7 protein-coding genes and 1 pseudogene are annotated in these 14393 nt (G+C 74.0%); 5 read left to right on the top strand and 3 right to left on the bottom strand.

Annotated features, from left to right (window positions below; all coding sequences use genetic code 11):
* Positions 1 to 44: 44 nt before the first annotated feature.
* Positions 45 to 2492 (bottom strand): SpoIIE family protein phosphatase, encoded by a 2448-nt coding sequence (locus ABZT02_RS19585; RefSeq protein ID WP_356019355.1) that lies wholly within the window; start codon positions 2490 to 2492, stop codon positions 45 to 47.
* A gap of 195 nt (positions 2493 to 2687) precedes the next feature.
* Here ABZT02_RS19585 and lanKC point away from each other — a divergent pair, with 195 nt between their 5' ends.
* From lanKC to ABZT02_RS19605, 4 genes are all read left to right on the top strand, one after another.
* Positions 2688 to 5333 carry a class III lanthionine synthetase LanKC gene (lanKC, locus tag ABZT02_RS19590; protein WP_356019212.1) on the top strand — a complete coding sequence of 882 codons (2646 nt, stop codon included), beginning with the start codon at positions 2688 to 2690 and terminating at the stop codon, positions 5331 to 5333.
* A 59-nt stretch (positions 5334 to 5392) separates the two neighbouring features.
* The gene (locus ABZT02_RS19595; RefSeq protein WP_020117173.1) at positions 5393 to 5509 is read left to right on the top strand and encodes a SapB/AmfS family lanthipeptide; all 117 of its coding nucleotides are present in this window, start codon (positions 5393 to 5395) and stop codon (positions 5507 to 5509) included.
* 87 nt (positions 5510 to 5596) lie between these two features.
* The gene (locus tag ABZT02_RS19600; protein ID WP_356019213.1) at positions 5597 to 7318 is read left to right on the top strand and encodes an ABC transporter ATP-binding protein; all 1722 of its coding nucleotides are present in this window, start codon (positions 5597 to 5599) and stop codon (positions 7316 to 7318) included.
* Positions 7315 to 9693 carry an ABC transporter ATP-binding protein gene (locus ABZT02_RS19605; RefSeq protein WP_356019214.1) on the top strand — a complete coding sequence of 793 codons (2379 nt, stop codon included), beginning with the start codon at positions 7315 to 7317 and terminating at the stop codon, positions 9691 to 9693. The genes ABZT02_RS19600 and ABZT02_RS19605 overlap by 4 nt, the downstream gene beginning before the upstream one ends.
* Here the strand turns inward: ABZT02_RS19605 and ABZT02_RS19610 are convergent.
* A pseudogene (locus ABZT02_RS19610) lies at positions 9616 to 10503 on the bottom strand (response regulator transcription factor); the annotation flags it as partial. The gene ABZT02_RS19605 and the pseudogene ABZT02_RS19610 sit on opposite strands and share 78 nt — an antisense overlap.
* Here ABZT02_RS19610 and ABZT02_RS19615 point away from each other — a divergent pair.
* Positions 10504 to 12624: a SpoIIE family protein phosphatase gene (locus ABZT02_RS19615; protein ID WP_356019356.1), complete on the top strand. Its 2121-nt coding sequence runs from the start codon at positions 10504 to 10506 to the stop codon at positions 12622 to 12624.
* 202 nt (positions 12625 to 12826) lie between these two features.
* Here the strand turns inward: ABZT02_RS19615 and ABZT02_RS19620 are convergent, their stop codons facing one another.
* Positions 12827 to 14281 carry a S1 family peptidase gene (locus tag ABZT02_RS19620; RefSeq protein ID WP_356019215.1) on the bottom strand — a complete coding sequence of 485 codons (1455 nt, stop codon included), beginning with the start codon at positions 14279 to 14281 and terminating at the stop codon, positions 12827 to 12829.
* Between the last annotated feature and the right edge of the window lie 112 nt (positions 14282 to 14393).

The raw sequence follows: 14393 nt of genomic DNA on the forward strand, positions 1-14393 counted from the left end.
CGTACCTCTCTGTTGCGGGGATGGTCCGCTCCGGGTACCCCTCCTCAGGCGTCCAGTGCGATCTCGCTCCACACCTGTTTGCCGCCGCTGACCGGGACGCTGCCCCAGGCCGCCGATACGGCTCCGACGAGGAGGATGCCGCGCCCTCCGGTGGCCTCCCAGCCGATGTTGGTGGGCTTGGCGGGGGTGCGGGGCGAGGAGTCGGCGACGGAGACCCGCAGCCGCCTGCCGACGAGGGTGAGGTCGAGGCGGACCTGGCCGCCGGTGTGCACGAGGGCGTTGGTGACCAGCTCGGAGACGACGAGCAGGGCGGTGTCCATGGCGTCCTCGGGCACGCCCCAGACGCGCAGGGTGCGCCGGGTGAAGCGGCGGGCGTGCCGGGCGGCCTCGGGGACCCGCCAGACGGTCCAGCTCTCCCGGAGCGGGTGGGTGGCCATGCCGTCGTAGCGCAGCAGGAGCAGGGCGACGTCGTCGCTGCGGCGGGCGCCGCCGAGCAGGACGTCCGCGACGAGGCCGAGGTGGGCCGGGTCGGAGACGGACAGGCCGTGGGCGAAGTGGTTCATGCCCTCGTCGATGTCGGCCTCGGTGGACTCGACGAGACCGTCGGTGGTCAGGGCGACCAGGGTGCCGGGCCGCAGCCGGAGCGGGGTCATCGGGAAGTCGGCCTGGGCCACCACACCGAGCGGGGGGCCGCCGTCGCTCTCGACGATCTCCGTGGTGCCGTCGGGGTGGCGCAGCACCGGCGGCAGATGTCCGGCGCGCACGCACCAGGCGGTGCCCTCCTCCATGTCGAGGTCCACATAGGTGCAGGTGACGAAGAGGTCGGTCTCCAGGTCCATGAGGAGCCGGTTGGCGTGGGCGACGACGACGTCCGGGGGGTGGCCCTCGACGGCGTAGGCGCGCAGGGCGGTGCGCATCTGGCCCATGAGGGTCGCGGCGGCGGCGCTGTGTCCCTGGACGTCGCCGATGACCAGGGCGACGTGGTTGTCGGGCAGCGGGATCACGTCGTACCAGTCGCCGCCGAGTTCCAGGCCCGCGGTGCTGGGCAGATAGCGGGCGACGGCGATCGCGCCGGGCAGTTTGGGCAGCCGGCGGGGCAGCAGCTGGCGCTGGAGCATGCCGACGAGTTCGTGCTCGGCGTCGAGGGCGTGGGCGCGCATCAGGGCCTGCCCGGCGAGGCCGGCGGAGGCGGTGAGCAGGGCGCGTTCGTCGGGGTCGAAGTGGTGCGGGGCGTCCCAGCCGATGAGGCAGGCGCCGGCCATGCGGCCCGCGGCGGGCAACGGCAGGACGGCGAGGCCGCCGGGGCCGACGTCGGCGAGAGCGGGTTCGAGGACGGTGCCGGCCGGCCAGATCTGGGCGCGGCCCTCACGCAGGGCGGTGGCCAGGGTGGGCATGGCCCGTACGGGTGCCTCGGGCCACTCGCCGCGCCACTCCAGGCGCCACAGCTCGGGCCAGGACTCCGGTTCGGGCGGGTCGAGGACGGTGACGACGAGCCGGTCGCTCTCCAGCTCGGCGAGGGCGATGCGGTCGGCCCTGAGCGGGGCACGGAGGGCCGAGACGACGGCCTGGCTGACGTCGCGGACGGTGCCCGCCATGGCGAGGGCGGCGGCCAGGCGCTGGACCCGGGCCACGTCGGTGACGTCGGAGCGCAGGGTGGAGGCGTCGGCGACGGTGCCCACGAGCCGGGCGGGGCTGCCCTCGCCACCGGCCAGCATGCGGCCTCGCAGCCTGAGCCACTTGGGCGGCCCCGAGGGCTGGAGGATGCGGAACTCCAGTTCACGGTCGCCGATGGACAGGTGACCGGCCTCGAACAGGGACATCAGCGAGGGCAGGTCCTCGGGGACGGTCAGGCCGAGCAGGGTCTCGATCTTTCCGTCGAAAGCGGCCCGGGTCATGCCGAACAGCTCCAGGAGCCCGTCGCCGACCTCGACCCGGCCGGTGTCCATGGCGAGGCTGAACGCGTGGGAGCCCAGTTCCGCGCCTTCCGGGGCGACCACGGGGACGGGGCAGACGATCGCGTCGGCGATCAGTTCGAGGCACTTGCGGTCCTCGTCGTCGAATCCGTGCGGGTCCTCGCTGACGGCGACGAGACAGGGCCGGTCGTCGTCGCCGTGCGCGGGCAGCGCGGCCAGGTGGAAGTCCCGCCGGGTCACCCTGCGGGACTCCGCGCAGGCGGCGAGCTCCTCCGGGCGGAGGAAGACCGGCCGGCCCGAGCGGTGCGCCTCGGCGGGCGGGGAGCCGCCGGAGACCGGATAGCTGTCGCGCAGCCCGTACACCGTCCGGGGGACACCGGCCGACTCGACGAGGCACAGCGCGTCCCCGCCCTCGCCGGACGTGTACACGGCAGCGAGGGTCGCCCCGGTGAAGACCAGCGCCTGTTCGAGGACGCGGCGCAGCCTTTCCGGCGATTCGGGACCGTCCGTGAGCGATGTCAAGGCATTTTCGGCACGCAGCGGTCTCGTTCTGCGTCCCGCAGCGCCCTCACTCACCACGTTCGCCATTACAGCGCTAATACGGCAGGTGCGCAGCCCCTGTGAGCGTTCGTGGAGCGGCGGCGGCGACTGTGCTCGAAACCTCTCGAACAATTCTTGACGCATGCGTTTCGCACGGTGATCTCGTGACAGCCGTGACTGTCCGTGGCCACCGCCCCGCTGGAAGGCTCTGCGGTGGGCCAAGGAGGGGGACGCATGGACAAGCGCTACGAGGTGTACGCGCTCGCCGACAGACACTTCTACGAGACGCCCGACCGGATCTCCGGCGGTGAGGCACCCGTCTACGAGACGGCGCGCCGCCCGGTGCCGGCCGGCTGGGACGCGGCACGCATCGGCGACTGGCTGACGCTCACGCCGCTCGGCTCGGACGGGAAGCCGGCGCCGGGCCCGTCGCAGGGCTGGAAGATCCACGCCTCGGCCACCCGGGCGAACGCGGAGCGGATCGCCGCGATCGTGTGGGACTACTGCGTGCCCCGGCGCATCTCGTTCAAGTTCGTGCCGGGCCCGCATCTGCTGCACCTGCGCAACACCAAGTACGCGGCCCGCGACACCAGTGGCAAGTTCGTCACGATCTACCCGGCCGACGAGGAGCAGCTGCACGAGGTGCTCCGGGAGCTGGGCAAGCTCCTGGAGGGCTTCGAGGGGCCGTACATCCTCACCGATCTGCGCTGGAACGAGGGTCCGCTCTACGTCCGCTACGGCGCTTTCGCGCGCACCTTCGTCGTCGACGACCGGGGCTCGCTGGTGCCGGCGGTGCGGGACGGCGAGGGCAAGCTGGTGCCGGACCGGCGGGCGCCGTCCTTCCAGGTGCCCGACTGGGTGACGCTCCCGGACTTCCTGGAGCCGCATCTTCAGGCGCGCAACACCACGACGGTCGGCGAGCTGCCGTACCGGATCGAGAAGGCGCTGCACTTCTCCAACGGCGGCGGGGTCTACACGGGCACCGACACCCGCGACGGGCGCAAGGTCGTCCTGAAGGAGGGCCGGCCGCACGCGGGGCTCGCCGCCGACGGGGCGGACGCCATCGCCCGCCTGGAGCGGGAGAAGGACGCCCTGGAGCAGGTCGCGGGGACGGGTGTGGTGCCCGAGGTGCGGGACTGGTTCACGCTCGGCGACCACCGGTTCCTCGTCATGGACTTCCTGGAGGGGCGGCCGCTGAACTCGTTCTTCGCCGAGCGGCATCCGCTGCTCACTCCGGACCCCGATCCGCAGGCGGTGGCCGACTACACCGCGTGGGCGGTGCGCATCCACGGGGCGGTGGAGCGGGCGGTGGAGGCGGTGCACGCGCGCGGGATCGTCTTCAACGACCTGCACGTCTTCAACATCATGGTCGGCCCCGACGAGGAGTCGGTCTCCCTGCTCGACTTCGAGGCGGCCGCGCCGGTCGAGGAGAACGGCCGCCAGGTGGTCGCCCACCCCGGCTTCTTCGCCCCGCCGGACCGCAAGGGCATCGACGTCGACCGCTACGCCCTGGCCTGTCTGCGGATCGCCCTGTTCCTGCCGGTGACCACGCTGTTCGTGGTGGACCGGGGGAAGGCGGCCCATCTGGCCGAGGTGATCCTTCGTCAGTTCCCGGACGTGCCGAAGGAGTTCCTCGACGAGGCGGTCGCGGAGATCACCCGGGACACCGCCACGGGCACCGGCCGCGGGCGTACGATCCTGAAGGCGGCGCCGTCCTTCGTCGAACCCGGCGACTGGCCCTACAGCCGCGACTCCATGGTCAAGGCACTCCTCGCCTCGGCCACCCCGGAGCGCGAGGACCGGCTCTTCCCCGGTGACATCACGCAGTTCAACGACGGCGGCGGCCTCGGGCTCGCGCACGGCGCGGCCGGAGTGCTGTACGCGCTGGACGCGGTCGGCGCCGAGCGGTACGAGGAGGGCGAGCGCTGGCTCCTGGCCCGCACCGCACCCCCGCCCACGGGCACCCCCCTCGGCCTCTACGACGGTCTCGCGGGCGTCGCCCACGTCCTGGACCGGCTCGGTCACCGGCAGCGCGCCCTCGACCTGGTCGAACGCGTCCTCGCGGAACGCTGGCAGAACCTCTCCGCCGACCTGCACGGCGGCCTGGCCGGACTCGGCCTGGTCCTCGGCGAACTGGCCCGCACGACAGGCGAGTCGGAGCTGCGCGAGCGTGCCGCCGAGGCCGCCGACGTCCTCGTACGACGGCTCGCGCAGCCCCTCGCGGACACCCCCAAGCGGCGCCGGGCCGGGCTGCTGAAAGGCTGGACCGGGCCCGCACTGTTCCTGCTGCGGCAGTACGAACACACCGGTGAGCCGCTGCTGTTGAGGGCGGCCGAGGTCGCGTTGCGCAGGGACCTGGAGTGCTGCGTGACGCACCCGGGCGGCTCGATGGAGGTCGACGAGGGCTGGCGGACGCTGCCCTACCTCGGGGAGGGAAGCGCCGGCATCGGGATGGTCCTGGACGACTACCTCGCCCAGGGCGCCGACACCGAGGGCGAGTTCGAGCGGGCGCGCGCCGGGGTGCTGACCGCCGCCACCAGCCGCTTCTACGTCCAGCCCGGCCTCTTCCAGGGCCGTGCCGGGATGATCCTGCACCTCGCGCGCACCGATACCCCCGGCGCGACCCGCGAGCGGCTCGCCGAACAGATCGACGGGCTCGGCTGGTTCTCGATGGACTACCAGGGCCAACTGGCCTTCCCCGGCCACCAGATGATGCGGCTGTCGATGGACCTGGGCACCGGAACGGCAGGGTGCCTGCTCGCGCTCGGCGCGGCCCACGAGGTCCAGGACGCTCATGCGGCCCCCGGTGAACCCACCACCGCACACCTGCCGTTCCTGCCGCCGCTCCGGCGGCCCCCCATACGCGGTTCCGCGATGTGACGGAGCCGTGACCCAACCCCGTCCCCACGGGTGGACGACACCGAGGAAAGGAAACCGAGATGGCACTTCTCGACCTGCAGACGATGGAGTCCGACGAGCACACCGGCGGCGGCGGCAACAGCACCCTGAGCCTGCTGTCCTGCGTCAGCGCCGCGAGCGTCACGCTCTGTCTCTGACAGGCACCGTGCGCCCATGACTCCGGGCGGTCACTCCCGCGAGGGAGGGGCCGCCCGGGGTTCTGCACACCTCGGGAAGGCCGCCGTATGACGACTCGCACCTCGCCGCCGGCCACGCACGGCCTCCTGGGTCCGGCCCCCGCCCGCTGTCTGGCCCTGTGCCTGGTGAGCACGGCGGCGACCGGCGCCGGACTGCTGCTGCCCGCGGCCCTCGGCCGCACCCTGGACCTGCTGCTGGCGCACGCGCCGGCGACCCGCTGGGTCCTGTACTGCGCCGCACTGGTCCTCCTCATCGCCCTGCTCGACGCCGCGGAGACCGTCCTCGGCGGCACCCTCGACGCCCGCACCACCGCCTGGCTGCGCCGCCACCTCACCCGGCACGTGCTGGCCGTCGGCCCGCGCGCCACCGCCCGCTTCGGGCCCGGGGACCTGGTCGCCCGACTCGTCGGCAACGCCGCACAGGCCGGCACGGCACCGGCCGCCCGCGCCGCCCTGCTCGCCGCGCTCGCCGGACCGGTCGGCGCCGTGGTGGCCCTCGGTCTCATCTCCCCCTGGCTCGCGGTCGTGTTCCTGGCCGGAGCGCCCGTGCTCGCCCTGCTGCTGCGCGCCTTCGCCCGGGACACCCGGGAGTGCGTGACGCGCTACCAGGAGGTGCAGGGCCGGATCGCGCAGGCCCTCTCGGAGGCCGTCGGCGGACACCGCACCATCCGGGCCGCCGGGACGGAGGACCGGGAGACGGCCCGCATCCTGCGCCCGCTGCCCGCACTGTCCGAGGCCGGTCACCGCATGTGGCGGGTGCAGGGCCGGGCATCGGGCCAGTCCGTCGCCGTGGCCCCGCTGCTCCAGCTCGGAGTCGTCGCCGTGGCCGGGGCCCTGCTCGCCCGGCACCGGGTCACGGTGGGCGAGGTCCTCGCCGCCTCCCGCTACGCGATGCTCGCGACCGGCATCGGCGTCCTGGTCGGCCAGCTCGGCGGCCTGGCCCGGGCCCGGGCGGCGGCCGGACGTCTGGACGAGGTCAGCGCGGAGCCCGCCGTCGGTCATGGTGATCGCCGGTTGCCGCCCGGGCCGGGACGGCTGGAACTGCGCGGCGTCACCGCACTGCGCGGCGCACGTGCCGTGCTCGACGGGGTCGACCTCGTCGTACCCGGCGGGACGACGCTCGCGGTGGTGGGCCGGTCGGGGGCGGGCAAGTCACTGCTCGCCGCGGTCGCCGGGCGGCTCACCGAACCGGACGCCGGGGAGGTCCTGCTCGACGGGGTGCCGCTGCACGAGCTCACCCACGACGAACTGCGCCGTTCGATCGGCTACGCCTTCGAACGGCCCGCTCTGCTCGGCGGCACCATCGAGGAGGAGATCGGCCTCGCCCTCCCGTCCCCCTCCCCCGCCCGCGTCCGGGAGGCCGCCCGCACGGCCCACGCCGACGATTTCGTGCGCCGGCTGCCCGACGGTTACGACACCCTCGTCGCCGACGCCCCACGCTCCGGTGGGGAGTCCCAACGGCTCGGCCTCGCCCGGGCGTTCGCCCACGGTGGCCGTCTGCTCATCCTCGACGACGCCCTCTCCAGCCTCGACACGGTCACGGAGGCCCGCATCGCCGAGGCCCTGGTGAGCGGCGGGACGGGCGGCACCCGCCTGCTCGTCGCCCACCGCACCGCCACGGCGGCCCGCGCGGACGCTGTGGCCTGGCTGGACGGAGGGCGGGTCAGGGCGGTGGGGCCGCACGAGGAACTGTGGCGGCTGGCGGAGTACCGGGCGGTGTTCGGAGGCGGGGCGGAGGACGCGGACGCCTCGGACGGGGGTCTGTCATGAGCGGCGGCTCGGCGTGGCGGCGCGGGATCCACGCGCGCGGTCTTCGGTTCCTGCGGGCCCGGTGGCGGGTTCTCGTCCGGCTCGGCGGGTGGTCCGTGCTGGAGACCGGGCAGACCTTCCTCACCGGGTACGCACCCGCCCGCGCCCTGGACGAGGGGTTTCTGGCCGGGCGGCCCGGCGTCGGACTCGGGTGGCTCGGGGTGGCCGGGATCGGGGTGCTCATCGGCGCGTGGGGGACGGTACGGGTGTACGCCGCCGTCGCCGCGCTGGTCGAGCCGCTGAGGGACGTCCTGGTCGCGCGGGTGGTGGAGCGCGGGGTGCGGGAGGCGGACGCGGGGGCGCTGTCCGGGCTGACCCAGCAGGTCGAGATCGCGCGGGACACGTTCGCCGGGCTCGTGATGGTGTCGCGTTCGTTCGTGTTCACGGCCGTCGGCGCCGCTGTCGGACTGGCTTCGCTCGACCCGCTGCTCCTGCTGGTCGTGGGGCCGCCGCTCGCCGCCGGACTGGGCCTGTTCGCGGCGACTCTGCGTCCGCTGGCCCGCCGTCAGGAGGAGTTCCTGGTCGCCGACGAGGCGCTGGCCGACGGCCTCGGCAGGGTCTGCCCGGGCCTGCGGGACATCACGGCGGCCGGTGCGGAGGAGCGGGTCGCCGCCGACACAGGCCGACTTGTCGACACCGAGCAGCGGGCCGCGTACTCCCTCGCCCGCTGGTCCGTCCTGCGCGTGGCCTCCCTCGCCCTCGGCGGCCAGCTCCCGATCGTTCTCCTCCTCGCCTGCGCCCCCTGGCTCCTGACCCGCGGCGTCACCACGGGCGCCCTGGTCGGCGCCCTCGCCTACGTCACCCAGTCCCTGCTCCCCGCCCTGCGCAACCTGGTCCACGGCCTGGGCACGAGCGGCTCCCGGCTGGTGGTGGTCCTACGGCGACTGGTCCGCGAGCCCGACACCGAGCCGGGCGCGGAGAAGCCGACCCCGCGGACGGAATCACACGGCGCCCATCCCCAGCCCGGCGGCACCGACGCCACCGGCCCGGACAGCGGGAGGCGCCCCGTGGCCCACGCCGGCGCCGTAGCCGCTCCCGCTCCCGCTCCCGCTCCCGCTCCCGCCGAGCCGAACGCCGCCACCGACCAGGCCGGTCCCGGACACCCCGACACCACCGGGCCGGACCGCGGCAGCCACCCCCTGGCCCACGACACCGCCGTGACCACACACGCTCCCGCCTCCTGCGCGCCGACCACACGGCGGCCGCCCGCAGCCTCACCCGCGACGCCTACCGCGTCAGCGGCACCGCCGCCGACCCCGGACACGCCGGAGGACGGCCGCACCGGCGCGAGGCCCGCTGATCGGTGTGCTCAGCCGGGCCACCGGCCCGACCCACGCACCACGGCACGGGCGGCGGACCACGATCCCGGCACCCGCCCCGCCGACGCCGACGTCCCAGGCGCCGCCGCAGACACGACAGACCGCGCCTCCACCCACCACCGCGTCGACGCCGACACCCCCGCCCTCGCCCTCGCCGCCGTCTCCTTCGCCTACGGCCGCGCCGCCACCCCCGTCGTCGATCAGCTCGACCTCGTCCTCCCGGCCGGCGCCCACCTGGCCGTCGTGGGCCCCAGCGGGATCGGGAAGTCCACGCTCACGGCTCTGATCGCGGGACTCCTCCATCCCACCGGTGGCAGGATCCGGCTCTGCGGGCACCCCGTCCCCTCCCCCGGCGCGGCCGCGCTGCGCGTGCTCATTCCGCAGGAGGCGTACGTCCACACCGGCACCCTCGCCGAGAACCTCGGGCACCTGAGGCCGGACCCGGTGCCCGAGCCGGAGCTGCTCGCGGCGGCCGAGGCCGTCGGGCTCGTCCCGCTCCTCGAAGCGCTCGGCGGGCCACGGGCGACCGTGGATCCGGCCGCCCTCTCCGCAGGTGAGCGGCAGCTCGTCGCGCTCACCCGGGCCTATCTGTCGTACGCCCCGCTGGTCCTGCTCGACGAGGCGACCTGCCATCTGGACCCCCGGGCCGAGGAGCGGGCCGAGCGGGCCTTCGCGAACCGGCCCGGCACCACGCTGGTGGTCGTCGCCCACCGGATCAGCTCGGCCCGCCGCGCGGACCAGGTGCTGCTGATGGACGGCCCGCGCACGGCGTACGGCACGCACGACGAGCTGGTGCGCGAGTCGCCCGCGTACCGCGAACTCGTGGGCGGCTGGACGGCCACGGCCCCCACGCGGTCAGAGCCAGCCCTGCCCCTGCGAGATCCGGATCGCGTCGATGCGGTTGCGGGCCCCGGTCTTGCGGGTGATCGCGGCCATGTAGTTGCGCACGGTCCCGTGGGACAGGCACAGGCTCCCCGCGATCTCCGCGATGGAGGCACCCTCGGCCGCGAGGGTTAACACGCTCAGCTCCCGTCGGGTCAGCGGCATCTCGGCCGCCTGGAGGAAACCGAAGCCCAGCGAGTCATCGACGAAACGTTTCCCCTCGGCGACCCGACGGATCCCGCGCACGAGCTGCTCCGGCGCCGCCCCCTCCTTGTCGACGTACCCGAGGGCCCCCGCCTCGACGGCCCGCTTCAGCAGTCCGGGCCGGTTGGGGCTGGCCATCACGAGAAGGCGCGGCGGACTCCGGTCCGGCTCGCGCAGGGATAACTCCCCCAGGGGCGGGATGCCGTACGCGTCCGAGCATTCGAGGTCGGCCGCGCAGACGTCGGGACGCACGGTCCGCAGACGGCCGGGCGCGGTGTGCCACGGGGTGTCGAACACTCCGAGGTCGGGTTCCCGGCGGAGGAACTCCGCCAGGGCCGATCTCACCAGACACGCGTCGTGCACCAGAAGCACCCGGATCACTGCTCGTCCCCCTCGATTCACCGTACTCGGTTCCGTGACATGAACGCGTGCCCCATTGTTCGGGTCCCGGACCGCCCTCGGGCGCGAAGAATTGGCCATCAGGGTGCGCGGGGGCGCACGAGCGGCGCTCGGATGCCGTGGCGCGCTTCTACTGTGGGGGCATAGTCCGGGGCCGAGGGGGTACCGGACCGTCCTCGCCGTCGCGTGGGTACCCGTGTGCCCGTACTCGGGTACGTTCGCCGTGCGGGAGACGGCGTGAGGGGGGAGATTTGAGCCCTGGGGGCCCGGCACGCGACAGCGGCCCGCGCTCCTTTCGGGACGCGCCCGTGCGAGGAGGTGGTCGGCGTGTCCGACGGGCATATGTCCGCCCCGGCGCCGGGCGCCCGGACCCGGGTGGGACGGCCGCTCCTCTCCCTCGCGCTCGCCTCGATGATGGACGAGGTGCACGCGCACTCCGGCGCGGTGTATCTCATGGCCGCCGACGAACCCGTGCTGCAGATGGCCGTGATGGCGGGCCTGCCGCGGGCGTTCGCGGCGCCCTGGGAGCGCGTGGGGCTGAGCGCGCCGATCCCGGTGGCGGAGGCGGTGCGGGAGCGACAGCTGGTGTGGGTGGGCGGCGAGCACGAGATGGCGCGCCGCTATCCGCGGATCGCCGTGGTGCTGCCGTATCCCTTCGCGCTCGCCGCGGTGCCGGTGGCGACGGCGTCCAAGGTGTACGGCGCGGTCTTCGTGACCTGGCCCGGTTCGCACCCGCCGGACCTGTCCGACCGGGAGAGGGACCATCTGAGCGCGGCCTGCGGACGGCTCGCGGTACGGCTGGAACGGGCGGTGGAGGACAGCCTCGCGCCGCACGCCGAACCGGATCTGCTGACCGCGTCCCAGGCCGGAAGCGCGGCCGGGACGCTGGGGACGGTGGAGGCGGCGCGGATGGTGGCGAGGCTGCCGTACGGACTGTGCTCGCTCGATCTGCACGGGCGGATCTCCTTCGCCAACGCCGCGGCGGCCGAACTGATCGGCGTCCCCGCCTCCCGCTTGCTGGGCTCGCAGCTGTGGGCGGCGGTGCCCTGGCTCAACGACCCCGTCTACGAGGACCGTTACCGGGCGGCGCTGCTCAGCCAGCAGAGCACGTCCTTCGTGGCGCTGCGGCCGCCCGGGGACTGGCTGTCGTTCCGGCTGTACCCGAGCACGACCGGGCTGAGCGTCCGGATCAACCGGGCACGGGCGGTGGCGGAGATGACCCGGGCCGGTCCGCAGCCGGGCGACTCGCCGTCCCGCCTGGTCACCATCTCGCAGGTGCTGAGTCTGGCCGGGGCCCTGACCGAGGCGGTCGGCGTGCAGGACGTGGTGCAGCTAGTGGCGGACGAGATCGCCCCGGCGGTGGGCAGCCAGGCCCTCGTCGTGCTCGCTTCGCGGACGGGACGGCTGCACGTGCTCGGGCACCGCGGGTATCCGGACGCGCAGGTCGTGGAGCGGTTCGACGGGCTTCCGCTGACCGAACCGACGCCGGGCACCCATGCCCTGACGACCGGAGTGCCCGCGTTCTTCGAGTCCCGCGAGCAGTTGGAGCGCCTCTACCCACGGCGCCACGCCACCCCCGACGGGTTCGCGGCCTGGGCCTATCTGCCGCTGATCGCCTCCGGGCGCCCGGTGGGCACCTGTGTCCTGGCCTACGCCGAGCGGCACCCCTTCCCCACCGATGAACGGGCGGTGCTGACAAGTCTGGGCGGGCTGATCGCGCAGGCCCTGGAACGGGCCGTCCTGTACGACGCCAAGCACCAGTTGGCGCACGGTCTGCAGGCGGCCCTGCTGCCGCACACGCTGCCCTCGCTGCCCGGCATCGACGCGGCGGCCCGCTATCTGCCGGCCACGCAGGGCATGGACATCGGCGGCGACTTCTACGACCTGGTACCGGTGGACGGGCTGGCGGCCGCCGTGATCGGGGATGTGCAGGGCCACAACGTGACGGCGGCCGGGCTGATGGGGCAGATCCGCACCGCGGTACGGGCGTACACGACCGTCGGCCAGCGGCCGGAGGAGGTCATGCGCTCGACCAACCGGCTGCTGATCGACCTCGGCGCCGACCTGTTCGCCAGCTGCCTGTATCTGCGGCTCGATCCGGAGCGGGGTCGGGCGGTCATGGCCCGGGCGGGGCATCCGCCGCCCCTGCTCCGGCGGCCGGACGGCCGGGTCCGGGTGCTGGACCTGGCCGGCGGACCGCTGCTGGGTATCGACGGCTCGGCCGTCTATCCGACGACGGAGGTGGATCTCGCGCCCGGTGCCGTCCTCGCCCTGTACACCGACGGCCTGATCGAGTCCCCCGGCGTCGACATCGAGGACGCGCTGGCCGAGCTGGGACGGCAGCTCGCCGAGGCCGGTGACCGTCCGCTCGACGAACTGGCCGACGAACTCGTCCGCCGCAGCGCGGCCGCGCGGGAGCGGATCGACGACGTGGCCCTGCTTCTGCTGCGAGCGGACGGCTGATCCGCCCGGCCGTCCCCACGCTGCCTGGCCGCTGGAGAACACGCCGGTCCGGCCCTCCCGCCGGAGGGCCGGACCGTTGCACCTCCCGGGCCGGAACCGCGGTGTGGCCGGGAGGTGGTCGAGCGGACCGGCGTCGGCAGCGGAGGGTGGATGTGGGGGGGCCGCTGCCGACGCGGCCGGTTCAAGGTGTGGTGCCGGACCGTCAGTTGTGCGACTGGTCCACGGCACCGCCCGTGGCATCGCCGACGCCGTTGCCGGTCTCCTGGCCGTTGCCGGTCTCCTGGCCGTTGCCGGCCTCCTCGCCACCGATCACGTCACCGCCGGCCTCCTCGCCGCCGACTTCCTGACCGGCGCCGGCCTCCTCACCGGGGCTCGCACTGGCGTCGCCGCCGGCACCGGCCTCCTCGCCGGCACCGGCCTCCTCGCCCGCACCGGCCCCGGCGTCGCCACCGGCGCCCGCCTCGTCACCAGCACCGGCACCGGCGTCGCCACCGGCCTGGTCGTCGCCCGCGCCCGCGCCGCCGCCGGCCGCGTCACCCGCGCCGAGGGTGGCACCGACCGCCTGAAGGGCGGTGGTCACCGGCTGGAAGAAGGTCTCACCGCCGACGGTGCAGTCGCCGCTGCCGCCGGAGGTCAGACCGATGGCCGAACCGTCCTGGGTGAACAGCGAGCCGCCGCTGTCGCCGGGCTCGGCGCAGACGTTGGTCTGGATCAGCCCGGTGACGGTGCCCTCGGGGTAGTTCACGGTGGCGTCGAGTCCGAGGACCTGGCCGTCGGCGAGGCCCGTGGTGGAGCCCATCCGGAAGACCTGGGCACCGACCTCGGCGTCCGCGGCCTGGTTGATCGCGACGGTCTGGCCGCCGCCGACGTTGACCTCGCTGGGCGCGACGGTCGCCGGGTCGTCGTACTTGACCAGGGCGAAGTCACCGTCACCGGGGAAGGTGGCCTGGTCGACGGTGGCGATCGGCTGGCCGTCCTCGGTGTCCGACCACTGTTCGGCCGCGACCCCGCAGTGACCCGCGGTCAGGAAGGCGGGGCTGCCGTCGCCCGCGGTGACGTTGAAGCCGAGCGAGCAGCGGGCGCCGCCGCCGAAGATCGCGTCGCCGCCGGAGACGAAGGTCTTGAAGGTGCCGGCCGACTTCTTGATCGTCGCCATGTCGGAGCCGAGGCTCTTCACGGTCGACTCGATGGTGTTCCACTTGGCGCCGGTGACCGTGCTGTCGGCGGTCACGAGGATCTTGTTGGTGCGCGGGTCGACGGCCCAGGCGGTGCCCGGGATGGTCGCCTCCTCCTTCAGCGTCTTGGCGCCGGCCGCCAGTTCGGGGAGGCTGTTCTCGACCTCGCGGACCTTCGCGCCGGCCTTCTTCGCCTGCACGACCACGTTGTTGTCACCGGATATGACGTTCACGACGAGCTGTTGGCTGTCGGAGTCGTAGTAGGACCCGGCGAAGGCGTCGCCCAGCAACTTCTCGAGCTGCGAGGCGAGGTCCGAGGCGTCCGTCGCCTTCAGAGTCTTCGGCGCGATGGCCGCCGCGTCGTTCGACGAGCCGTCCTGGGACGCGTTGGCGTTGGGCAGCAGAATCGCGGCCGCTCCGAGCGCCACCACGGTGCCTGCCGCGAACGCGGCCTTGCGCTTCGGAATTCGCTTGTGACTCAAACTTCTCGACCTCCTGGGGGACCGGAGTCTGTAACCGCCGTACGGCAGTCGGTTGTTCAAGGGCGCCTGGATGGCCATGGGTACGCACGGTGCGCACGGGGCGTTCAATGCC

It is taken from the genome of Streptomyces sp. NPDC005402 (assembly GCF_040606575.1).
Taxonomy (GTDB): Bacteria; Actinomycetota; Actinomycetes; order Streptomycetales; family Streptomycetaceae; genus Streptomyces.